At 73.5% G+C, this 21,384-nt stretch carries 22 protein-coding genes; 11 read left to right on the top strand and 11 right to left on the bottom strand.

The window, feature by feature from the left end; all coding sequences use genetic code 11:
- Positions 1-508 precede the first annotated feature (508 nt).
- From MXD62_RS34920 to MXD62_RS34900, 5 genes are all read right to left on the bottom strand, one after another.
- On the bottom strand, positions 509-1,141 hold the full coding sequence (locus tag MXD62_RS34920) for a GNAT family N-acetyltransferase (protein WP_248833601.1): 633 nt from the start codon (positions 1,139-1,141) through the stop codon (positions 509-511).
- Entirely contained in the window at positions 1,138-1,719 is a 582-nt protein-coding gene (locus MXD62_RS34915) for a molybdenum cofactor biosynthesis protein B (protein WP_248833600.1), read from the bottom strand. The genes MXD62_RS34920 and MXD62_RS34915 overlap by 4 nt, the downstream gene beginning before the upstream one ends.
- On the bottom strand, positions 1,716-2,273 hold the full coding sequence (moaC, locus tag MXD62_RS34910) for a cyclic pyranopterin monophosphate synthase MoaC (RefSeq protein ID WP_248833599.1): 558 nt from the start codon (positions 2,271-2,273) through the stop codon (positions 1,716-1,718). Before moaC ends, MXD62_RS34915 begins: the two co-directional genes overlap by 4 nt.
- On the bottom strand, positions 2,270-3,544 hold the full coding sequence (gene glp / locus MXD62_RS34905) for a gephyrin-like molybdotransferase Glp (protein WP_308301373.1): 1,275 nt from the start codon (positions 3,542-3,544) through the stop codon (positions 2,270-2,272). Before glp ends, moaC begins: the two co-directional genes overlap by 4 nt.
- 459 nt (positions 3,545-4,003) lie before the next feature.
- Positions 4,004-5,017 (bottom strand): UTP--glucose-1-phosphate uridylyltransferase, encoded by a 1,014-nt coding sequence (locus MXD62_RS34900; protein ID WP_248833598.1) that lies wholly within the window; start codon positions 5,015-5,017, stop codon positions 4,004-4,006.
- A gap of 455 nt (positions 5,018-5,472) precedes the next feature.
- Here MXD62_RS34900 and MXD62_RS34895 point away from each other — a divergent pair, with 455 nt between their 5' ends.
- Positions 5,473-6,312, top strand: a complete 840-nt coding sequence (locus MXD62_RS34895; RefSeq protein ID WP_248833597.1) for a 5-formyltetrahydrofolate cyclo-ligase — start codon at positions 5,473-5,475, stop codon at positions 6,310-6,312.
- A 91-nt stretch (positions 6,313-6,403) separates the two neighbouring features.
- Positions 6,404-6,790 carry an FmdB family zinc ribbon protein gene (locus MXD62_RS34890; protein ID WP_248833596.1) on the top strand — a complete coding sequence of 129 codons (387 nt, stop codon included), beginning with the start codon at positions 6,404-6,406 and terminating at the stop codon, positions 6,788-6,790.
- 1,034 nt (positions 6,791-7,824) lie between these two features.
- On the opposite strand, the gene MXD62_RS34885 is transcribed toward MXD62_RS34890, so the two are convergent.
- Positions 7,825-8,055, bottom strand: coding sequence for a hypothetical protein (locus MXD62_RS34885; RefSeq protein WP_195905892.1), 231 nt, complete (start codon positions 8,053-8,055; stop codon positions 7,825-7,827).
- 79 nt (positions 8,056-8,134) lie between these two features.
- On the opposite strand from MXD62_RS34885, the gene MXD62_RS34880 reads away from it, so the two are divergent.
- Both MXD62_RS34880 and MXD62_RS34875 read left to right on the top strand, forming a co-directional pair.
- The gene (locus tag MXD62_RS34880; RefSeq protein WP_248833595.1) at positions 8,135-8,536 is read left to right on the top strand and encodes a hypothetical protein; all 402 of its coding nucleotides are present in this window, start codon (positions 8,135-8,137) and stop codon (positions 8,534-8,536) included.
- 245 nt (positions 8,537-8,781) lie between these two features.
- A complete protein-coding gene (locus MXD62_RS34875; RefSeq protein WP_020458332.1) occupies positions 8,782-8,931 on the top strand; it encodes a hypothetical protein in 150 nt (49 codons plus the stop codon).
- Between the two features lie 79 nt (positions 8,932-9,010).
- Here the strand turns inward: MXD62_RS34875 and MXD62_RS34870 are convergent, their stop codons facing one another.
- Positions 9,011-9,625, bottom strand: a complete 615-nt coding sequence (locus tag MXD62_RS34870) for an alpha/beta fold hydrolase (protein ID WP_248833614.1) — start codon at positions 9,623-9,625, stop codon at positions 9,011-9,013.
- Between MXD62_RS34870 and MXD62_RS41140 the strand changes: the two genes are divergently transcribed.
- From MXD62_RS41140 to MXD62_RS41135, 6 genes are all read left to right on the top strand, one after another.
- Positions 9,554-9,841 carry a pentapeptide repeat-containing protein gene (locus MXD62_RS41140; protein ID WP_368862497.1) on the top strand — a complete coding sequence of 96 codons (288 nt, stop codon included), beginning with the start codon at positions 9,554-9,556 and terminating at the stop codon, positions 9,839-9,841. The two genes, MXD62_RS34870 and MXD62_RS41140, sit on opposite strands and share 72 nt — an antisense overlap.
- A 299-nt stretch (positions 9,842-10,140) precedes the next feature.
- Entirely contained in the window at positions 10,141-10,866 is a 726-nt protein-coding gene (locus MXD62_RS34860) for a GntR family transcriptional regulator (RefSeq protein WP_248833594.1), read from the top strand.
- 79 nt (positions 10,867-10,945) lie between these two features.
- Positions 10,946-11,689 (top strand): isochorismatase family cysteine hydrolase, encoded by a 744-nt coding sequence (locus MXD62_RS34855; protein WP_248833593.1) that lies wholly within the window; start codon positions 10,946-10,948, stop codon positions 11,687-11,689.
- Positions 11,690-11,700: 11 nt separating this feature from the next.
- Positions 11,701-13,272, top strand: a complete 1,572-nt coding sequence (gene atzF, locus MXD62_RS34850; protein WP_248833592.1) for an allophanate hydrolase — start codon at positions 11,701-11,703, stop codon at positions 13,270-13,272.
- A gap of 194 nt (positions 13,273-13,466) precedes the next feature.
- Complete coding sequence (locus tag MXD62_RS34845; protein WP_248833612.1) at positions 13,467-13,976, top strand: STAS domain-containing protein; 510 nt, start codon at positions 13,467-13,469, stop codon at positions 13,974-13,976.
- Between the two features lie 69 nt (positions 13,977-14,045).
- Positions 14,046-14,492 carry a metal-sensitive transcriptional regulator gene (locus MXD62_RS41135; protein WP_368862496.1) on the top strand — a complete coding sequence of 149 codons (447 nt, stop codon included), beginning with the start codon at positions 14,046-14,048 and terminating at the stop codon, positions 14,490-14,492.
- A 48-nt stretch (positions 14,493-14,540) separates the two neighbouring features.
- On the opposite strand, the gene MXD62_RS34835 is transcribed toward MXD62_RS41135, so the two are convergent.
- Positions 14,541-15,008 carry a MarR family winged helix-turn-helix transcriptional regulator gene (locus tag MXD62_RS34835; protein ID WP_020458324.1) on the bottom strand — a complete coding sequence of 156 codons (468 nt, stop codon included), beginning with the start codon at positions 15,006-15,008 and terminating at the stop codon, positions 14,541-14,543.
- A gap of 103 nt (positions 15,009-15,111) precedes the next feature.
- Here MXD62_RS34835 and MXD62_RS34830 point away from each other — a divergent pair, with 103 nt between their 5' ends.
- Entirely contained in the window at positions 15,112-15,795 is a 684-nt protein-coding gene (locus tag MXD62_RS34830; RefSeq protein WP_248833591.1) for an alpha-ketoglutarate-dependent dioxygenase AlkB, read from the top strand.
- On the opposite strand, the gene MXD62_RS34825 is transcribed toward MXD62_RS34830, so the two are convergent.
- The 3 genes from MXD62_RS34825 to MXD62_RS34815 all read right to left on the bottom strand — a co-directional run bounded on the left by MXD62_RS34825 (position 15,765) and on the right by MXD62_RS34815 (position 21,337).
- The gene (locus MXD62_RS34825) at positions 15,765-17,219 is read right to left on the bottom strand and encodes an MFS transporter (RefSeq protein ID WP_248833590.1); all 1,455 of its coding nucleotides are present in this window, start codon (positions 17,217-17,219) and stop codon (positions 15,765-15,767) included. The two genes, MXD62_RS34830 and MXD62_RS34825, sit on opposite strands and share 31 nt — an antisense overlap.
- A 187-nt stretch (positions 17,220-17,406) precedes the next feature.
- Positions 17,407-20,385, bottom strand: coding sequence for a protein kinase (locus MXD62_RS34820; protein WP_308301372.1), 2,979 nt, complete (start codon positions 20,383-20,385; stop codon positions 17,407-17,409).
- Between the two features lie 106 nt (positions 20,386-20,491).
- Positions 20,492-21,337 (bottom strand): hypothetical protein, encoded by an 846-nt coding sequence (locus MXD62_RS34815; protein WP_248833588.1) that lies wholly within the window; start codon positions 21,335-21,337, stop codon positions 20,492-20,494.
- Positions 21,338-21,384: the final 47 nt, after the last annotated feature.

Raw genomic sequence — 21,384 nt, 5'->3', positions numbered from 1 at the left:
CGCGCCAGGCGCGGTATGCGCGAGCGAGCAGACCATCTGGACGCCTCTTCTCGATGTCGTCGTTTACGATTCCGTGCTCGACGCTAGTGAGCGGAATGCGCGCGGTCACCGACCGGAAGCCCGCGTGTCGCACTCGTCGGCGAGGTTCACCAGGTGGCCGTCCACTGTCAATCCGAGGTGATACCGATGTGGGCTGGGTGATACTCCCCCCGTCCGGGTGGGCAGGTCACACTACGAGCACCCAACGTAACGCCGGGCAGGTTGAGCGACGACCCAAGCGGCCCGAGTGGGCCACGGCGAGCACCGGCGGCACCGCGCGGGCACGCCGAAGGCGACCCGAACGGCACGCGTTGGACGTCCGAAGAGGTCACGTAGGACGTCCGAACGGACCGCGAACCGCCCCCTGAAGAGGGGCCTAGGCGACGCCGGAAACCCCGCTAACGGGCACTGGACAAGGAGACCACCGGCACCGACGACGCCGGGGCGAAAGCCTGTGCCGTAAGCCTGCTCAGGAGGAGGGCGAACGGGTGCGGCTCCAGCGGGCCAGCAATCCCCCGGGGACGTCCTCGGTCGTCAGTGCATAGCCGATATGGTCGCGGTACCGGCCGTCGATCGCGAGAAATCTGCGGTGCAGGCCCTCCTCGCGGAAGCCCAGCTTCACCAGCATCCGGCGGCTGGCCGCGTTCTCCGGGCGGACGTTGGCCTCCAGCCGGTGCAGCCCGACCGGGCCGAAACAGTGGTCGGTGACCATCGCCAGCGCCGTCGGGGCGATGCCGCGGCCGGCGTGCGCGCCGTCCACCCAGTAGCCGACCTGGCCGTTGTTGAACGCCCCGCGCACGATCGTCGACACTGTGAGCTGCCCCACCAACCGTCCGTCGACGGCGATGGCGAACGGGAGCGCCGCGCCCACCCGGGCCTGTGCCCGCAGCCGCTGGAGCATCTGCGTGTAGACGCCGATGGTCTGGCGCTCGTTCCAGGTGGCCCGCACCGACTCCGAGCCCGGCGAGGTGGCCTCCCACGGAGCGAGCCAGTCGGCGTTGCGCGTGCGGACCTCGACCCAGGTCGGGGCGTCACGCAGGCGCATGGGCCGGACGACGACGTCATCATGGCGCAGGGTGACCGGCCAGCCGGGCGCTCTCACGCCGGTGTGCCCCCGGTGGACGCGGGCGGGTGGGGCGCCGTACCCGACGGGCCGCCGGAGCGGTCGGTGCCGCCGGCGTGGTCGGTGTCGCCTCGCAGCTGCGCGATCGCGTGCGCGACGACCGGGGCGAGGACCGCGGCGCCGTCGCGCACTCCTCCGGTCGAGCCGGGCAGGTTCACGACCAGGGTCGCTCCGACGGTGCCGACGAGGCCACGGGAGAGGACCGCGGTGGGCACCTTGAGCCGCCCGGCCGCCCGCAGCGCCTCGGCCAGCCCAGGCACCTCTCGGTCAAGCAGGTCCCTTGTGGCCTCCGGCGTGACGTCCCTCGGCCCGAGACCGGTTCCCCCGGTGGTCACCACCAGGTCGACCCCGGCGTCGACAGCCGCGCGCAGGGCCGCGGTTATCTCCGCCCGCTCGTCCGGGACCACGACCGGCGCGGGCACGTCGAAGCCCATCCCGACCAGGGCGTCGACCAGCAGCGGGCCCGAGCGGTCGGGATAGGCGCCGCGGTGGGCGCGGTCGGACACCGTCACGACCCGCGCCCGAGCCCCTGCCGGCAGCCCGGAGGCGCCACTCACGACGGTCCGGCCCCGTCTCCCGGCGGCCCGGCACCGTCTCCCGGCAGCCCGGCACCGTCTCCCGGCAGCCCGGCACCGTCGCGGTGCCAGTCCCCGGACTTCCCGCCGGTCTTGGTAACGACCCGGACCTCGGTCAGCTCGGCCAGCGGGTCCACCGCCTTCACCATGTCGTGCAGCGTCAGCCCCGCGACCGCGACCGCGGTCAGCGCCTCCATCTCCACCCCGGTCCGGTCGGCGGTGCGCACCGTGGCGGTGATCTCCACCCCGTGGTCGACCACGGTCAGCTCCACCTTGACCCCGGAGACGGCGATCGGGTGGCAGAGCGGGATCAGGTCCGGGGTGCGCTTGGCGCCCATGATCCCGGCGATGCGGGCCACGGCGAGCGCGTCACCCTTGGGCACCCCCGCGCCGCGCAGCAGCTCGACGACGTCCGGTGAGGTGCGCAGGCAGCCGGCGGCGGTCGCCGTGCGCGCCGTGACCTCCTTGGCCGAGACGTCGACCATCCGCGCCGCGCCTCGGTCGTCGACGTGGGTGAACCGCCCGGGACCGGTCACCCGCGGGCCTCACCGAACGGGCCGGCCCACTCGGGCTCGGGCAGCAGCACCGCGGGAAGCTTCGTGCCTGCGGGCACCTCGGTGACCTCCTCGGGGACGACGAGCAGCGCGTGGGCCGAGGCCAGCCCGGACATCTGGTGGGCACCCTGCCCCCCGGCGGACGTCGCGACCAGCTCCCCGGTGTCGTCACGTTCGAGACGGACCCGGGGAAAGGTACGCCTTCCGGCCGCGGACTGCATAGTCTCGCTCACCCGGACGGTGACGGTGCCGGTGGCCGGCCGCTGCCAGCTCGCGCCCTCCGGGCTCGCCGGCAGGCCGCGCATCCGCCGCAGCGCCGGCCGGACGAACAGCTCGAACGACACCAGGGCGCTCACCGGGTTACCCGGAAGGGTGAAGACGGGCACGCCACCGACGACACCGAAGCCCTGCGGCTTGCCGGGCTGCATGGCGATGCGCTCGAACCGGATCTCGTCGGACTTGCTCAGGACCTGCTTGACGACGTCCCTCGCACCGACACTGATCCCGCCGGTGGTGATCACGACGTCGGTGCTGCGCAGCAGTTCGTCGAAGGTCGCGCCGAACTCGTCGGGATCGTCCGACACCCCGTCGACCCGGCGGACAAGCGCCCCCGCCTCGTGCGCCGCGGCGGCGATGGCGTGGCTGTTCGAGTCGACGATCTGGCCCGGCCCGAGCGGGGTTCCGACCTCGACAAGCTCGCTGCCGGTGGACAGAACCGCCACCCGCGGACGCGGGTGGACCGCCGGCCGGGCGACGTTGACGGCCGCCAGCAGGCCGATCTGCGCGGCGCCGAGCACGGTGCCCGCGGCGAGCACGAGGTTGCCGGGCGCGATGTCCTCCCCGGCACGGCGGATGTGCAGCCCGCGGCGCGGCGCCTGGTTGATCCGAACCGTCTCGATGCCGCCGTCCGTCCACTCGAGCTGGACGATCGTGTCGGCGCCCTTCGGGAGCGGGGCACCGGTCATGATCCGTACGACGGTGCCCGGGGCGAGCGGCGCGGGTGACACCGGGCCGGCCATGATCTCGCCGGCCACGGGGAGCGTCACCGGGTTGTCCTCGCTGGCCTCGGCGACGTCCGCGGCGCGGGCGGCGTAGCCGTCCATCGCGGAGTTGTCGAAGCCCGGAACGGCCACCGTCGCCCGCACGTGCGCCGCGAGCACGCAGCCGTGCGCCTCGCGCAGCGCCGTCCGCCGCGGCGACATGGGATGGATTGCTGCCATAATGTCCGATGCGTGCTGATCTACCGTTTTCACAGGCACCCGTCCCGTTCTTTACACTTCTGTTCAGGCCGTATAGCCTTCGTGTCAGCGGTGTGCCGGGCAGCAGGCCATGACGGCCGGCGAGTGAGCTCTCGACAGCCGTTGACCCGCGGGCGGTTCTTCGCCTGACGTGGCGACTTCAGGGCCAACATGTCAGGAGCCTGGACATTTCCGCGCGAAGACGCGCGCCCAGTCTGCCCGAAGGTGCCGATGCGCCCAAGCAAGGGCCCCGGGAAATTCCTGACCTGTCCTTCGCCGCGCAGGCCTGGTCACTTTTCGTCAGCGCGGCACGCCACCGGCGGACAAGGTGCGCTCCATCAGGAGCATCGTCCAGGAGCACCGTCGGTGGAGCCCGCTCGGAGCGCCCCGTCAGGTAAGCCCGTCGGCGTCCGTCCTCGGGGCAGGCGGGCCCACGGCCACCGCGGCCGCGGGCGAGCCCGCCCGCCCCGCCTGTCAGCATTCGGCCTTGGGACCGCCGGACGCCACGTACTCCTCCAGCCACGGGTAGAACTCCGGGCCGAGGTCCGGCCGCTCGCAGGCGAGCCGGACGACCGCCTTGAGGTAGTCGACCCGGTCACCGGTGTCATAACGGCGCCCGGTGAACACGACGCCGTGCACCGGAATCTCCGCTCCCGGGTCGGCGCCGGCCCGCTCCGCCAGCGTCCGCAGCGCGTCGGTCAGCTGGATCTCGTCCCCCCGGCCGGGCGGCGTGGCCCGCAGGACGTCGAAGATCTCCGCAGGCAGCACGTAGCGCCCGATGACGGCCAGGTTGCTGGGCGCCTGGTCCACCGGCGGCTTCTCGACCAGGTCGGTGATGCGCACCGTCCGGTAGCGCCCGCCGGACCCGCCCGCCGGGACCCGCTCCACCGAAGCCACCGAAGCCGCCGAAGCCGCCGAGACCGCCGAGGCGGGAGCGGTCGAGGCGGGAGCGGCGGCCGCCGGAGCGATCGTCGCCACGCCGTACATGGAGACGGCCTCCTCGGGCACCTCCATCAGCGCGACGACCGCCCCGCCGTGCCGTTCCTGGACGGCGAGCATCTCGACCAGCAGCGGGTCACGCTCGTCGATGAGATCGTCCCCGAGCAGGACCGCGAACGGCTCGTCGCCCACGTGCGCGGAGGCGCACAGAACGGCGTGACCGAGCCCCCGCGGCGAGGGCTGACGGACGGAGTGGACCTCGGCCAGCTCGGCGGAGGCCCGGACGCGTTCGAGGCGAACCTTGTCGCCCTTGCGCTCAAGCGCGGCCTCGACATCCCCCTCCCGGTCGAAGTGGTCCTCGATGGCCTTCTTGGTGCGGCTCGTCACGAGCAGCACGTCACGCAGGCCCGCGCGGGAGGCCTCTTCGACGACGTATTCGATGGCCGGCCTGTCGACGACAGGTAGCATCTCCTTCGGAACCGACTTCGTCGCGGGCAGGAACCGGGTCCCCAGACCCGCGGCGGGAATGACCGCCTTCGTCACTGGCATGGGCGAAACCTTAGTCGGGCGGGCATCCTCAGGGCACGACGGTGTACACACACAGGGCATTCACAGCTAGTGATCATCCGTGTTGGCCGTGAACCCGCATCCGCGTGAGGCACCGGGCCATCGTGGTCCCCGCCGGCACAGCGCACCCGACAGCCCCGCTCCGCTCACGGCGGGCCGTGCCCGGCCAGGACCCTCCGGGACCGACCGTCCGCACCCGGTAAGTCACGCTCACCGGCCTGTCGGGCGGGCCCGGCGGGTCCGCAGCGGGCAGATCTCCACGTGCGGGTCGATCACGGTACCGTGAGGCCTTCGCCAGCGGGATGTCGTGCCGGTGTCGTCTTTCGGATCACCATCGGCCGCATGGACAGCACGCCGGCGCGGAAAGCTCGAGGAGTCGGGTGGCGGGCCCAGCGCCCAGGTCACCGGGCCCGAGTGCGCTGAGGGTGGGGATGGCTGTGACCGGAGGTAGCGTCACCGGCAGTGGCGTGGTGGGCCGGTCCGGCTCCGAACGGGATCCCGCGGGGCCGGCCGGGCCGGCGGCTGCCGGCCTGGAGATCACCACCTCCGCGGCCGGCTCCGGAACCGCGGCCGGCCCAGGTTCCGCAGCCGGCTCGGGTTCCGGCGCTGATGGTTCCGGGGACGGTGCCGAGGTCGGTATCGCGGCCGGCCCCGGTTCCGGCCTCGGTTCCGGCCTCGGCACGAGACCCGGGCCGGTGCCCGCGTACACGCGGCCCGGAGCACCACAACCCAAGAGCGAGCTGCGCCGGCGGCTGCTCGCGCTGCGCCGGGCCGGCGTCCTGCCGGACCCAACCGTGCTGACCGAGCGGCTGTTCGCGCTGCCCGAGGTCACCGCCGCCTCCTGCGTCGCCGCCTACGTGGGGATGGCCGACGAGCCCGACACCGCCGAGATCCTCACCCGGCTGCGCGCCCGGGGCGTACGGGTGCTGCTGCCGGTCGTGCGCGCCGACCTCGACCTGGACTTCCGCGAGTTCGCCGGCACACTGATCCCCGGCGCGATGGGCACCCGGGAGCCACCGCCGAGCGCGCCGCTCGTCGAGCTCGCCAAGGCCGACGTTGTGATCGTGCCCGCCCTCGCGGCGGACGAGCGCGGCAACCGGCTCGGACGCGGCGGCGGCTCCTACGACCGCGCGCTGACCCGGGCCAACCCCGGGACCCCGGTGATCGCGCTGCTGAACGACCGCGAGCTGCTCGGGGACGTCCCGGCGAAGCCGCACGACCGGCCGGTGACCATCATCGTGACGCCGACCAGAATCGTCCGACCGGCACCGCTGTGACACCTGCTCCGGCATTCGGGAAGCCAGCGGGCCCGTCGAGGCGTTAGAGTTGGCAGTCCTTACCACCGAGTGCCAACTCCGGGAGGAGTCCGTGCCGACCTACCAGTACCGCTGCACCGCCTGCGGGCACGATCTCGAGGCCGTGCAGAGCTTCAGTGACGCGGCACTGACCGAGTGTCCTGCTTGCACGGGCCGGCTTCGGAAGGTGTTCAGCTCCGTTGGCCTCGTCTTCAAGGGCAGCGGCTTCTACAAGACCGACAGCCGGTCCGGGTCCTCGTCAGGCGTCCCGGCCCGACCCAAGGATTCCGTGGGCTCGTCGGACGGCGACTCGTCCGCCAGGAGTGGCGCCGACGGCGGCTCCTCGGCCGCCAAGTCGGACTCCACCGGCTCGTCCTCGGCCTCGGCCGGGTCCTCGTCGGGTGACGGCGGTTCGTCCAGCACGTCCAGCAGCACGGCCTCCAGCACCGCGGCGGCCTGACGGGGGCCGGGAACCGCCCCCGGCCCGCCTGTCACCTTTCACATGGGGCAGCCCCCGGCAGTTGCCGGGGGCTGCCCCATGCCCGTCTCCGGATCTCGTCATCCGCCCCGGGCCACCGACGCGCCGGTCAGCCGCGCGAGCTGGTCAGCCGTACATACCGGTTCCGCCTGATCGCGTTCTTCCCCGCGCCGGCTTCCTCGGCCTGGCGGCCCGGTCCGGTGGGGCCGTCATCGACGTGAGCTGATACTCCTCACGGTGGGGTCGCCAGCGGAGAGTGAGTTGGCTCAACCACTCCATACGCCGCTGCGGCAACTCACTTCGGGGCGTACCCCGGCCGGCTCGGCGCGAGCCGTGGTGACGCCGGCCGCCGCGGCCCGGGCCCGCCCGGTGGGGTGCCTCCCAGGCCAGGTGGCCACCGACCCACCGTCCCTCGAACCATGGGCCCAGGCCTGGTCACGCACCCACGCCGCCGGGCCCCGCAGACCGTCCCCCCACCCCCGCAGCGTGCCCTCACCAGCGAGTTCGTGGTTCGCCGCCACGATTCCCGAGCGGCGCACCAGCTTGCGTGGCGACAACAAGATGGCTCGGCGGCAACGGACTGGCAGGCAATCAGCCGCATGGGCGGACCGCCGAAGAGATTGGTGTACCCAATTAAACGGATTCAAGGACGTCCAGCTAATTGCGACCGGCAGCAGCGGAAGGAACCCCGCCGGCGCGCCCTCCGCCGCACGCGTTCAAGACGGCGGCGGCGTCACGCGACCGGTTACCGGAAGGCGCCCGGCCGCACTAACGGACCACCACGGCGAACTCGGGTACCGAATACCGTCGATCCACGAGATCGGAGACCACGCTCCGCTTGAGCGGGTCGAATCACATACCCGGCGACACTTGCCGTGGGCGTTTCGGGCGTATTGCCCGTTTTTGTGATCAAGGTTCCCTGTGTACAGGATCCCTGACACCGCACGGCATCCCGGCCACCGCGACCGCGCCGGGATCAGCCGTACCTCGATCAGCCATACCGGCCGCGCAGGCCACTACTGTTTGCGCCGCCGGTAGTGCTCCACGATCCAGGCGTCGACCTCACGCTTGCGCCAAACCCTGGTTCCTTTGGCCCCGCTGCCGGCCGGCGCGTTGATGACCTGCAGAGGCTCCGGAAACTTGGCGTCCTTGCGAGTCCAGTAGTCCACGGCCTGTCGCGTGATCTTGAGTTGGAACGCGATGTCCCCGATGCCTACCAACTGCTCACCGTCGTCCACAGCGAACATCGTAACCACTTTGCTCTTGTCCAAGAACCTCGCTAGGGTCGTTTTTGCTTGTCGACAAATAATGGCCGAGGAGGAAACCATGCCCCCAGCAGACCCACCCGCAGCACATCCGTCGGCAGCGCACCGGCCGCGACGGCCGATCGGCGGCGACGAGATCCGTGAGCTGATAGACCGCGACGAGGCCTACGACGAGAATCCGTACGGCGAACCACCGCTGCTGGTGGCCAGGTACCGGGCCTCGCTGCGGGCCGTCCTGGCCACCGAGCCCGCGGAGCCCGGCCTGTTCGAACGGGCCTGGTCCCAGCGGGAACGCGACGCCTACCGCGCGGGCGGGCAGGCCACCCACCGCGTGATCGTCGGCGCGATGGCGGCGGCGCTTACCGCGACGCTCGCCGACCACGCACCAGCCGACCACGCACCAGCCGACCGCGCAGCGGCCGCCGCCCGCCCGACCCGCCCGTGCGACGACGCTCGCCCCTAGCGCCACCAAGGGGCTGGCCTGGTTCCCAGGGCCCCGGGCTTCGGGGCCCGGGGCCCGGGGCCCGGGGCCCGAAGATGAGCGTCGGAACGGGACCGGTGGCGGGCCGTGTCGTCTGCCCCGTCCGGCGGGGCCGCGCCGGTAGATTGGCCCCGCCGCCGGTGCCGCCGCTCGCGGGGGCACCGGCCGGACCGGCCCCGCACAGACCGAGCGGCCACCGGGCCGCATGGCGATCGGAGGAGATCCTCATGGGAGACGCGCCGCTGCCCGACCACGAGCTCCCCAGCGACGAGCGGGAGATCGGCTGGGGCGACGAGACCCTGCTCGACGAGAACGAGGCCGACGCCGACCTCGCCCGTCTCCTGGCGGATCTGCCGCCCCACCACGTCGAACGCTGACCCGACCGCTCAGCGCAGGCAGATCAGCGCGGACAGATCAGCGCGGGCGGCCCAGCACCTGCCGCTCAGCGCCGGCGGATCAGTGCGGGAGGCCGGCCGCGGTCTCGGCGAGCAGCGCGGCGAACAGCTCCGGCGCTTCCAGGTGGACGGCGTGACCGCACCCCGGCAGCACCCGGACGGGAAGATCGAACCGGGCCCGCAGCGCCGCGGCCGCGCGATGCCGCACGGGCGGTGACTGTGCGCCGACGGTGATCAGGACCGGTGGCGCCCCCACGGGCGGTGAGCCCGGCTCGAAGCCGAGGAACATCTCGAGGTCGCGCTCCACCATGGCGATGTCGGCCGGCGCGTGCCCCGGCCGCCAGCACGGGCCGTAGAGCCGCTGCCCGAACGCCGTCACCCCGCCCGAGGCGAACGCCTCCGCCATCGGGGTGAGCAGCCCCGGGACGAGCGAGCCGACCGCCGGCTCGTGCAGCACGGCGGCGGCCATGGGGACGCCGGCCGCGAGCATCGCGAGACCGAGGGTGGCGCCGCCGCTGACTCCCCCGAGCACCCGGCCGGCCACGGACGGCGCCAGCGCCGCGATCTCCGCGGCCAGCTCGCCGGTGGACGGGCGGTCCGGAGCGTGCACCTCCCGGCCGGCGAGTGCCGCGCGCACGCCCGACCACACCGCCCCGGTCGTCGCGGTGCCGTGCAGCAGGAGGAAGGCCGGGCCCGCGGCAGTCCCGGCGCCACGGCCGGCGGCGACAGCACCCTGCGCGGGGCTGCCCTGCGGGACGCTTCCCTGCGCGGGGCTGCCCTGCGGGACGCTTCCCTGCGCGGGGCCGCCCTGCGCGCTGCCGCCCTGGGGGGTGCTGCGGGTCCCGTGCGCACCGCGCGGCTCCATCCGGCCACCTTCCGCACCCTCGATTAACGGGTACTTAACCGTCGACGTGTGAATGTAACTGCGCGAGTGTTGATCAGAAAATTCTTCGTCTCTACCTTCACTTTCATGTACACGACACTGTATACAGCTCGGTATGCAGAAAGCCGCGGACGGGTGCTCCGCCCGCCACCGCGGGCCGGGCCCGGCCACGCACCCGCCGCGACCTGCGCTGCTGCCTGTGCCGCGATCCCGGCACGGCCCCGCGCCGCGGGCCCCGCGAGGCGGGTCACCGGTGGGACGGCGGGCGGGTGGTACGTCCGCGCCGTCCATGGCAGATGCTCGGCGTCATGACACCGTCGCCAACCACCCGGGCCTCCGGCTCGGGAAACCTGCGGGACCATGTCTACGTCGCGCTGCGCCATCGGCTCATGTCAGGAGAGTTCTCCTTCCGGGACCGCCTGGGAGAGGAACGCGTCGCCGCGCTGCTGGGAGTGTCGAGGACACCGGTACGCGAGGCCCTGACCCGGCTCGCTGGGGACGGCCTGGTCGAGAAGCGGCAGGACGGCGGCTACTACCCCGCCGAACCCGACCTCGCCGGGCTGCGCGACCTGTACGAGATCCGGGTCACGCTGGAGCTGCGCGGGCTGCAGCGGGCGCTGGAGTCCGGCGCGGCGCACCAGGCCGCACTGCTCGAACCGCTGCGCGACGACTGGCGGGCGCTACGCGCCGATCCCCCCACGCCCGACCCGGCCTTTGTGGCCCTGGACGAGAACTTTCACATCACGCTCAGCCGGGCGTCCGGCAATGGCGAGCTCGCGAACATGCTCGACGCTGTGAACGCCCGGATCCGCCCCGTGCGGATGTACGACTTCCTGACCGCCGACCGGATCGATCTGACCATCACCCAGCATCTCGACATCCTCGAGAAGGTGCTCGCCGGGGAGATGGAGGCGGGTGTGCGGGCGCTGCGCAGCCACGTCGGCGAGTCGATGGAGGTCGTGGAGCGGCGGGCGGCCCAGGCCATCACCCAGATGGTGCTGAACCGCGGACGTCCGCCCCGCTCGGCCACCTAGCACGGTGCGCCGGCGGGAAACGCCGCGCCGGCGGAAAACGCTGTGCCGACGAGAGACCTGGCCGGCCGAGGAGGAGCAGATGACCGTCACGACCGAACCCGTGGCCCCCGCGAGCGGTGGTCTCACCGTGGGGCCCGTCACCGCCGAGCCCTACAGCTGGCCCTACGACGGCTCGTTCAGCCCCGCGACCACCGCCGTCATCAACATCGACTGGCAGGTCGACTTCTGCGGCGATGGCGGCTACGTCGACACGATGGGGTACGACCTCGAGCTCACCCGGGCGGGCCTGGCCCCCACGGCGGCGCTGCTCGGGGTGCTGCGCCCCCTGGGTTTCATGATCATTCACACTCGGGAGGGGCACCGCCCCGACCTGTCCGACTGCCCGCCGAACAAGCTGTGGCGCTCGAAGCGGATCGGCGCCGGGATCGGCGACGCGGGCCCGCGCGGGCGCATTCTCACCCGCGGCGAGCCGGGCTGGGAGATCGTCCCCGAGGTCGCGCCGCTGCCCGGCGAGGTGATCATCGACAAGCCGGGCAAGGGCTCGTTCTACGCCACGGACCTCGACCTCGTGCTGCGCCGGCGCGGGATCACCCACATCATCCTGACGGGCATCACCACGGACGTCTGCGTCCACACGACGATGCGCGACGCCAACGACCGCGGCTACGAGTGCCTGATCCTCTCGGACTGCACGGGCGCGACCGACCCCGCCAACCACCGGGCGGCCCTGCACATGGTGACGATGCAGGGCGGGGTGTTCGGTGCCGTCGCGACCTCGGCGGCGGTGCGGGACGCGGTCTCGGCCGCGCTCGCGGCGGCCTGAGCGACCGCCCGGTGAGCGACCGGAGCACGCGCCGCCCCACTCCCCCGGACCTACAGGCCGACGTTCTGCGCGCCGGCTACCTCGCGGGACGGCTGAGCGTGCGCGAGGTGGTGGACGGCGTCTACGACCGGATCGCCGCACGCGGCGACGACGGGGTGTGGATCACCCTGGTGCCCCGCGCGGAGGCGATGCGCCGGGCCACCGAGCTGGACGTCCTGCTGGCGAGCGCACGCCTCGGACACGCCGGCCCCGACGGGCTCGGGCCCGAGCCCGGGACGGCGGCCGGGACCGGGCCCAGCCTGCCCCCCCTGTTCGGGCTGCCGTTCGCGGTGAAGGACAACATCGACGTCGCCGGGCTGCCCACGACGGCCGGCTGCCCCGATTTCAGTCGACTCCCGGCGGGCACCGCGCCGGCGGTCGCCCGGCTGCTCGCGGCCGGCGCGGTCTGCGTCGGGAAGACCAACCTCGACCAGTTCGCCACGGGGCTGTCCGGCACCCGCTCCCCCTACGGGATCCCCGCGTCCCCGTTCGACCCGTACATGATCGCCGGCGGGTCGAGCTCGGGATCCGGTGTGGCCGTCGCGGACGGGCTGGTCACGTTCGCGGTCGGCACGGACACCGCCGGCTCGGGCCGGGTGCCGGCGGCGCTGACGAACACCGTCGGGCTCAAGCCGTCCCGCGGGCTGGTGAGCACCAGGGGCGTGGTGCCCGCCTGCCGCTCACTGGACTGCCCGAGCGTCTTCGCGCTCTCCGTACCCGACGCCTACCGCGTGCTGTCGGTGATGAGCGGCTACGACGAGGAGGACCCGTACTCCCGCCGGTTCCCCGGGCTCGGAAGCCCGGCGCCGGGCGGAGCGCCACGGACCGGAGCGCCGCGGGCCGAGGTGCCGGAGCCGGTCCGGCCGCGGATCGGCGTGCCCCGGGCCGATCAGCTCGACTTCCTCGGCGACGCGGGCGCCGCGGCCGTGTTCGGTGTCGCCGTGGACCTGCTCGCCGACGGGGGCGCCGAGGTGACGGAGATCGACCTCGGCCCGTTCCTGGAGGCGGGCACCCTGCTCTACGGCGGCCCGTGGCTGGCGGAGCGGTACGCCGCCGTGGAGGCGTTTCTTCAGACGGTCCCGGACGCCGGCCCGGCGGACCCGGTGCATCCCGTCATCCGGGCGGTTCTCGAACCGGGCGCGGGAATCACCGGCGCCGAGGTGTTCCGCGGCCTGACCCGGCTGCGCGCCCTACGGCGCAGTGCGGAGCGGACGTGGGTGGACGTCGACATGGTCGTGGTGCCGACTGTTCCGACGACGTACCGGATCGACGCGATGCTCGCCGACCCGATCCGCCTCAACGCGAACCTCGGCCGGTACACGACGTTCGCGAACCTGCTGGACCTGGCCGCGGTGGCCGTTCCGGTGGGGTTCGCGGCGGGCCTGCCGTTCGGTGTCACCCTGCTGGCTCCGGCGGGGGGCGACGAGCTGCTGGCGGCGCCGGCCGAGCTGCTGCACCGGTGCAGCGGCCTGCCGCTCGGCGCGGGCGCCCATTCCCTCCTGCTCCCCGCCGCCACCGACGTCGCGGCGGAGATCCTGGCCTGAGACGCCGGCGCTTCTACCAGCTCCGACCAGGCCAACGCCCGTAAATGTGACACGCTATACACGTGCCGTCGGCACAACACAAGGTGACTTTCGGCATTGGTTTCCGTCACGAGAGGGCGCAATACTTACCTGGCAGGAACCTGGGGTAACTCTCGCGCGTCTACCGCGACCTCGCTCCCTTCGGAGACGACGTGATGCTCACCATCGGCAAAGAAGCCGGCACTCTCACCACCCATGCCGGCCGTGCGGCAGGGCCTTCGACGGCACTCGTGCCGGTCACGGCGGCCCCACCGACGGGGCCCCCACCGGGGGCGGTACCGCTGCGCGCCTCCGGGGGCAGGGTGGTGGCCGCTGCCGCGTTCTCCGCCGTCGAGCCCCGCCCCTCGGCGTGCCCCCTCTCGGCCCGTGTCGAGCTCCGGGAGAAGGGTGCCGTCATCCACCTGTCCGGGCTGCTCGTGGCGAGCGCCGCGAGCGCGGCGCGGTCCGCCGTCGCGCGGGCGGCCGCCCTCGGGCAGCGGGAGATCATCGTCGATCTCGCCGGCGTGCGGGACGCCGATCCGCTGGGAGCGGTGCTGCTCGGAGCCATGAGCCGGCATGCCACCCGCTGCGGCTCCCGGCTGCGCCTGCGCAACGCGGGGCCGCGGGTCCGCCAGGCGCTGGACGACCGGGGCGTCCGGGTCGAACTGCTGGACCCCCTGGGCTGACCTCGACGGTCACCCCTGTTCGCACGTACCGTTGGGGGGTATTTCCGGGGTGACGGCGTGGGGCGGGCGGTGCGGGTGAAGGCCGAAGTCAGCCAGACGACTCAGGACCGGGCGGCTCAGAGCCAACCGGAGCTGGGCCAACCGGAGGCGAGCCAACCGGAGGCGAGCCGGTCGGACGAGAGCCGGCCGGACGAGAGCCAACCGACCTCACCCCACTCCGATCACGGAAAGTCGCATCACGGTTACGCAAACAGCAAGGACGAGTACACCGCCCGGCTGCGGCGGATCGAGGGCCAGGTCCGCGGCCTGCAACGCATGGTCGCCGAGGACAAGTACTGCATCGACATCCTCACCCAGGTGTCCGCGGCCACCCGGGCCCTGCAGTCCGTGGCGCTCGGCCTGCTGTCCGATCATCTCGCGCACTGCGTGGCCCAGGCCGTCGCCGAGGGCGGGCCCGCGGCGGACGAGAAGGTCCGCGAGGCGACCGCGGCCATCGCCCGCCTCGTCCGGTCCTGAGGCCGGGAACATCGGCCGATCCCACTGACCAGGCCGTCCCGGGTGATCTCACTCGTTGGGCGGGCGGGGGCGGTCGTCGAGCGCCTCGACCAGGCGGCCGAGGGCCGGCAACGCCGCGATGATCACGTCGCGGTCGTGGTCGGCGAGGAGCTCCATGGCGGTGCCGATCCGCCGCTCGTGCGCCTGCAGCCATCCGGTGAGCGCCTGCTCGCCCGCCTCGGTGAGCCGCAGGGCCACGGCCCGGCGGTCCGCCGGATCCCGCTCGCGCCGCACGAGGCCGGCATCGGTGAGCTGGGCGACCAGCGTCGAGACCGAGTTCGGCGCGAGCCGCAGCAGCCCGGCGAGCTCACCGACCCGGGTGCCGTCCCGCTCGGCGACGCACTGGAGCAGCTCCACCTGGGCCATGGGCAGCGACTCCCACGGAATGTCCGCGCGGATGCTGCTGCGCAGCACCCGCCGCAGCCGGGTGACGACCTCGGTGAGGCCCACGGCGTTGGCATGCTGATCTACCGTCATGACAACCGGGAGGTTACGCCCGCGGAAGCCCGGCGTCCGGTCATCCCGCACGGTTCGACCCCGCTGCCTCCGGGCCCTGTGCGGACGGAGGTAGCGTCGGGCGATGACCGGTGACGACGGCCGGCGGGTCATCCCCGGCGTCGACCCGTCCGCGGTGTTCGAGCGGGTGCGCCTCGACGACCACTCCTGGGTGGACGTCGCCCGCGGCTGGATGTCCGGGGCGGACGAGCTCTACGACGCCGTCCGGGACGGCACCTCCTGGCGGCAGGGAACCATGTGGCGCTACGAGCGCCACGTGACCGAGCCGCGGCTGAGCGCCTTCATCCGCAGCGGGCGCCCGGTGCCCTTCCCCGCCCTGCTGGACGCCTACCGCGCGCTGCGGCGCCGTTACGGGCTCGACTTCGACGGCTACGGGATGTCCTGGTACCGCGACGGGAACGACGCCGTCGCCTTCCACCGCGACCGCGAGATGCGCTGGCTGGACGACACGGTGATCGCGATCCTCACCCTCGGCGCGCGCCGGCCGTTCCTCGTGAAGTCCCGGCACCTGCCGCCCGGCCGCCGCATCCTCAACGACCCGATGGCTCCCGGTGGCCGCGACCTCGCCCCGGCCGGCGGCGACCTGCTCGTGCTCGGCGGGCGCGCGCAGGCCGACTGGCTGCACGCGGTGCCCCGGGTCCCCGGGTACGTGGGCGGGCGCATCTCGGTGCAGTGGCGGTGGACGTCCCGCGCCGGCCGGCCGGAGATCGGGCCCGGTTACGGCGCCGCGCGGTCGTTCTCGCGCTGACGCGGCAGCGCGCTGCCCGGCACCGTGGGCGCGGCGGCTGTGGCGGCGAGCAGTGCCCCGCCGAGCGCGATCGCGGCGAGCAGCAGCATCGTCGCGACGAAGCCACCCGCCGCGTAGGCGAGAGCCGACACCGAGACACCCAGGGCTGTGCCGAGCCCTCGGGTCATGTTCACCACGCCGCTGGCCATCCCGCTCTGCTGTGCCGGCACGGCAGCCATGACGGCGCCGTTGTTGGACGGGGTGAACAGGCCGAGCCCGCAGCCGATCAGCGCCAGCGAGGGCACGCCGACAGCCGGGCCGCTCCCCCCCGCCGCCAGCAGGCCGAGGCCGCCGGCCACGCACACCATCGCGCCGACCGTCACCGCGCGGACGCCGAGCCGGGTGACGAGCGTGCCCGCGACCGGCGCCGCGACCCCGATCGCGATCGGCAGGGTCGCCAGCAGCAGGCCCACCGCCACGGCGCCGTCGTCGGAGTTCTGCGGGATCGTGAGCAGCAGGCCGAACAGGACGAGGAAGGAGAGCGTCCCCGCGGCCAGCCGCGGCCCGACCGCCCGGTGCAGCACGAGCGGCAGGTCGACCATCGGGCTCGCGGCGGACGACTCGCGGCGGACGAACAGCACCCCGCCGAGCGCCGCGACCAGCACCAGCCCGCCGACGGCGGCGAGCGGGCCGACCGAGCGGGCGGACTCGCCGACCGACAGCGCGAGCAGCACGGCCGACACCGTGGGCACCAGTAGGGCCAGGCCCCGCCAGTCGAACGGCGTCCGCGGCGCGTGCGCCCTCGTGCGGGGCAGCAACAGGACGCCGAGCACGAACCCGATCACGCCCGCGGGTATGTGGGCCCAGAAGACCCACCGCCACCCGCCGAGCTCGAGGAGCAGACCGCCGGCCAACGGCCCGAGCGAGAGCCCGAACGCCTGGGCGGCGCCCTGGGCGCCGAGCGCCGCGGTGAGACGCCTCGGCTCGACGGTCGTCGCGATCAGGGCGACGCTGTTCGCCTGCAGCATGGCCGCGCCGAGGGCCTGTGCGATCCGGCAGACGATGAGCACCCCGATGCCGGGGGCCAGGGCGGCGCCGACCGAGGCCACCGTGAACAGGGCGAATCCGTACAGGGTCAGCAGCTTGCGGCCGTACATGTCGGCGAGCCGGCCGAGCGCGGCGATGGTCGCGACCAGCGTCACCAGGTAGGAAAGGCTGACCCAGGTCGCCAGGCCGAGGGACACGCCGAAGTCGGCACGCAGGTCGGCGAGCGCGATCGTGACGATGCTGGCGTCGAGCTGGCCCAGGAAGCTGCCGATGCAGACGGTGCCGACCGCGAGCACGGTCGCCAGCGACGACTCACGGATCCTGGCCGGCCGGGCGGGCTCCCGCAGCAGGGCACCGGCCGCACCGGACATCCGTCCTGGCCGGCTCGCGATCTCCACGCCCTCATATTCCTCTGCAACAGAGGTATCTGTCGACCGCAACCGGCCGAAGTCACACGGACACACCGGGCAGCGCCGCTCGCGGAAGGCCGGGCGGGACCGACCAGGGAGGTTCGGGCGGGGTCGGGCGCAGCGCTGGGCTGACCCCTGCAGGGCCGGACGGTCGGGGCGGTGTCCCGGTCGGTGGTCAGTTCCGGGGGCAGGGCGGCGAGTAGCGGCGGTCGGGGATGTACCGGCGCCAGTCCCGCCTCGTGATCTCGACCTGGGCCCGGCCGCAGACCTGGTCCCGCGCGGTCCGCGGGTCGAGATCCCACACGCGCGCGCCGTTCCCGTCGGCGACGGCGAGTGTCCGGGCGGGGCCGGCGGCGAAGGCTAGCGCGGTCGGCGCGAGGCTGGCCGGTTGGGGCGTGGCCGATTCGAGCGCCGCCGGTTCGGGTGCGGCGGGCGCCGACCCGGCGATCGCGAGCGCCGCGAGGTCGGAGGGTCCGGCGGAGTCGGAGCGTCCGGCGGAGTCGGAGGGTGCCGCGGGCGTGGGCAGGGTGAGCCGGGGGCGCGGCCGGGCCGGGTTCGACATGTCCCAGACGCCGACGTCGCCGCCGCCCGCCGCGGCGGCCACCGCGAGTGCCCGCCCGTCCGGTGAGAAGGCCACCATTCCCGCGCCGCTCGCGGGGGCGAAGGAGGTGAGCCGGCGCAGCCCCCGCGGGTCCCCCGGCCGGTAGATCTCCACCACGGACCGCGACTTCTCCGGCGGCGCCAGGGACGAGGCGACCGCCATCGGAACGCCGGCGGTCGACCCTGGCTCCGTCGCGGCGTCCGGCAGGCCGGTGGTGGCTACCGCGAGCGTCCGGCCGTCCGGGGAGTAGGACGCGCCGGCGACGACGCCCTCGCCGTGCAGCAGGCCCTGCCGGCGCGGCTGGCGCGGATCATGCAGCGACCACAGCGAGAGTCGGGCGGCCCCGCCGACCAGGATCTGATCCCCGCCCGGGGAGAACGCCAACGCGGTGATCGGCCCGGGTGTCCGCAGGACGGCGAGCTCGGCGGGGGCGCGTGGGTCGGTCACGTCCCACAGCCGGAGCATGCCGTCCGAGGAGCCGGTGGCGATCGCGTCGCCGGCCCGGCTCACCGCGATCTCGCCGACGGTGCCGGTGTGCCCGGCGAGCACGCCGAGCCGCTCGACCGCGCCGTCCGGCGTCACCCGCCACAGCTGGACCTTGCTCTCACCCGCACCTACCGGGCCGGCCGCGGTGACGATGATCTGGCCGGCGGCGGCCGTCCGCCCGGGGGGCGACACGTAGCCCACAGCGCTGACCGCGGGCCCGTCGACGGGGAACGCGGTGATGCGACGGTTGGCGGACGGGTCGGTGAGGTTCCAGAGGCCGGCACCGGTGTCGCCCGCGGTGACGATGCTGCTGCCATCCGGGGCCACGGCGAGGTCGCGGACGTCGCCGGGCAGGTGGCCGCTCCGACGGACGGCCGCGGCGATGAGCGCCTCGCCGGCCGCCGCGGTCGGAGCGATCTCGTAGGCCGCCGCGGCGAGCTGGCCGGCGAGGTCCGGCTGACGCTCCAGCAGGGCGCGCGCCTGACCGGCGGTGGCCTTGGACGCCCGCACCGCGGCCTGGGCCCGGACAGCCCCCGTGATCTCGACCGCCATGGTCAGGGCGGCGAGACTGGCGATCCCCGCCATGAACAGCCGAAACAACCAGTGCCCGTCAGGCCGTCGACGTCCGTCGGCCGGCGCAGCCGGCGCAGTGGGCGCAGCCGGCGCAGTGGGCTCCGACAGCTCCGATGGCTGGGCCGCCTCCGATGGCTGAGCCGGCGGCATTCCGATCCCGGGCTCGGTGGCAGCGCTGGCCGCCGCCCCGGTGCCAGCCCCGGGACCGCTCTCAGGCTCGGGCCTCGCTTCGGACTTCGCCGTGGGCTCAGGTTCGCGCGAGGCCTCGGGCCCGAGTTCAAGCTTCGTCTCAGACTCCGCCGTGGGCTCAGACTCCGCCGTGGGCTCAGATTCGGCCGTGGCCTCGGGTTCGACCTTCGCCTCAGACTCCGCCGGGGCCTCAGGTTCGGGCGCGGGCTCGGCATCGGAGCCGGGCGTCGGATCCGGAGCGACAGCCGCGTCCGGCGCACTCGCCGGCACCGGGGCGGGCTCGGCGAGCTCGGCGGCCTCGGCGACTGCCACAGCGGCCGTCAGGACGACGCCAGCGGTGTCGGCAGGCGCCTCGACCGCAGACATCTCGTCAGGCGGGGCGGCGGGCGTCTCGGTGGGCGGGGCGGCGGCGCTTACGGCCGCCGCGACGGCGAGCTCGAGCGGATCCAGGCCCGTGGGTGCCGGGAGGCCACCGACGAGTCGTCCGAGCACCTCGAGCAGCTCCGCAGCGCCGGGTCGGCGGGAGGGATCCTTACGCATCGTGGCACTGACCACGTCGCGCAGTACCGGGTCCAAACCGGTGAGGTCGGGTTCCGCATAGACCGCACGTTGCAACAGAACCTGCGGTGATCCGTTACCGAACGGCAGTCGTCCGGTCGCGGCGAAGAGGACTGCTCCACCCCACGTGAAGATGTCTGACGCCATCGTGAGCGGCTGCCTCAGGACATGCTCAGGGGTAATAAATGCGGGGGTACCCATCCCGGGCCCTGATCCGCCGCGACCCGGCAGGGCAACGGTGTTCAGAACTCGCGACAACCCGAAGTCGACGAGACGGATTCCACCCTCGAAAAGCACCACATTCGCCGGTTTGAGGTCACCGAAGACGAGACCGGCACCATGGAGCCCCGTCAGCGCCGAACCGAGCGCCACGGCAAGCCGGCGAACGTCGGGCACCGCCAGCGGACCGCCCTGCGCGACCGTCGCTGCCAAGGTCGGAGCGTCCACGAACTCGGTGACGACATACGGCGGATGGGCGGATGTGTCGGCGTCGATGATGTCCGCCAGGCACGGAGGTGCCAGTGCGCGGACAGTCTCGAGATCGGCGCGCAGCCTGCGGCGGAAATCACGGTCGCGAGCGAACGCCGCGCTGATCACCTTGATGGCCACCTGGCCGCCCTCGGGATCCCGCCCGAGATAGACCGGCCCGGTTCCGGCCTCGAGGAGCTGACGTTCGACAGCATACGGACCGATCGAAACCGGTTGATTGCCGCGCGAACGTTCGAGGTGTCGCCGGGCAATGACCACAGATTCGACACCTCCGAAATATTTGTGAAACCCCGTAACGGGATGTCGCAGGCGCCTCGGGCGCAACCGCATGTTATCGGCGCGGTCGGGCGCCTACGCGGCCTGGTTACGCTTCGCGGTTCCCGAGGACGGCCGCGGCGGCGAGCAGCGGGCCCGGGTGGCGGTGCACCGCCTCGGTCGTCAACGGGCCACCAGCGAGCGCGCGGAGAACCTCCTCGCGGTGCGGGACCTGCGCACCTGGCGCCCTTACCAGCCCGGCGAGCGCGACGAGCCCGCCCAGATGACGCTCCAGACCATCCCGATCCGGGCCGGGAACCTCGCCCAGCCACGCCCGATGCTGGTCCGCGCTCATGATTTCCCACACCACCCGGTCCGTCACCCCCACAGGCCCCTTCGGACCACCCTGCGGACCACTCGGACCATTCGGCCAGTCATGAATGGCCACGATGTGCGGCACCCGAATCAGCCCCGGACCGGTGTCACCGGTGTCATCGGCGGCACCGGCACCGGCACCGGCCGGGCCACGGGCACCACCGACGGCGACGACACCCGCGCTGCCGGGCGGCGGGCCGGAAAGCTCCGGGCGATGGTCCGCGACGACGATCCGCACCGACAGGCCGCGGCTGGCCCGGGCGTCGCGGACCCGGCCGGCGAAGCAGACCGCGAGCGCCGCGGCGGCCGTCGGCGCGTAGCGCGCGTGCACGGCGACGGCCGTCAGGTCGGCCGCCCGCACCAGGGCGGTGGCCGTGCGGGCGGCCTGGGCGGGGTCGGCCATGACGAAGTCGACCAGCGTGACGACCGAGCCCTCCGCCGGGTCGCCGGACCGCACCCGGCAGACCGGGGAGTCGGGTAGGCGGCGGACCCGGTCGATGGTGATCAGGCCGTCGGCGTAGGGCAGCCGCAGCCGGGGCAGATCCTCGGCGGCGATCGCGTGCGGGTCGCCGCCCGCCATCGACCCGCCCCCCCCTCGCGACCACTCCCGGTACAAGGGACCTTACC

It is taken from the genome of Frankia sp. Mgl5 (genome assembly GCF_023242985.1).
Lineage (GTDB): Bacteria > Actinomycetota > Actinomycetes > Frankiales > Frankiaceae > Parafrankia > Parafrankia soli.
The sequence above is the reverse complement of the archived record's forward strand: the minus strand, read 5'-3'. Positions and strand labels throughout refer to the sequence as shown.

Coding starts and splice junctions, on each gene's coding strand:
- MXD62_RS34900 (WP_248833598.1), bottom strand. CDS start 5,017: ATGCCAGTGACGAAGGCGGTCATTCCCGCCGCGGGTCTGGGGACCCGG.
- MXD62_RS34815 (WP_248833588.1), bottom strand. CDS start 21,337: ATGGCGGGCGGCGACCCGCACGCGATCGCCGCCGAGGATCTGCCCCGG.
- MXD62_RS34875 (WP_020458332.1), top strand. CDS start 8,782: ATGGGAGACGCGCCGCTGCCCGACCACGAGCTCCCCAGCGACGAGCGG.
- MXD62_RS34885 (WP_195905892.1), bottom strand. CDS start 8,055: ATGTTCGCTGTGGACGACGGTGAGCAGTTGGTAGGCATCGGGGACATC.
- MXD62_RS34835 (WP_020458324.1), bottom strand. CDS start 15,008: ATGACGGTAGATCAGCATGCCAACGCCGTGGGCCTCACCGAGGTCGTC.
- MXD62_RS34855 (WP_248833593.1), top strand. CDS start 10,946: ATGACCGTCACGACCGAACCCGTGGCCCCCGCGAGCGGTGGTCTCACC.
- MXD62_RS34880 (WP_248833595.1), top strand. CDS start 8,135: ATGCCCCCAGCAGACCCACCCGCAGCACATCCGTCGGCAGCGCACCGG.
- MXD62_RS34845 (WP_248833612.1), top strand. CDS start 13,467: ATGCTCACCATCGGCAAAGAAGCCGGCACTCTCACCACCCATGCCGGC.
- MXD62_RS34860 (WP_248833594.1), top strand. CDS start 10,141: ATGACACCGTCGCCAACCACCCGGGCCTCCGGCTCGGGAAACCTGCGG.
- MXD62_RS34830 (WP_248833591.1), top strand. CDS start 15,112: ATGACCGGTGACGACGGCCGGCGGGTCATCCCCGGCGTCGACCCGTCC.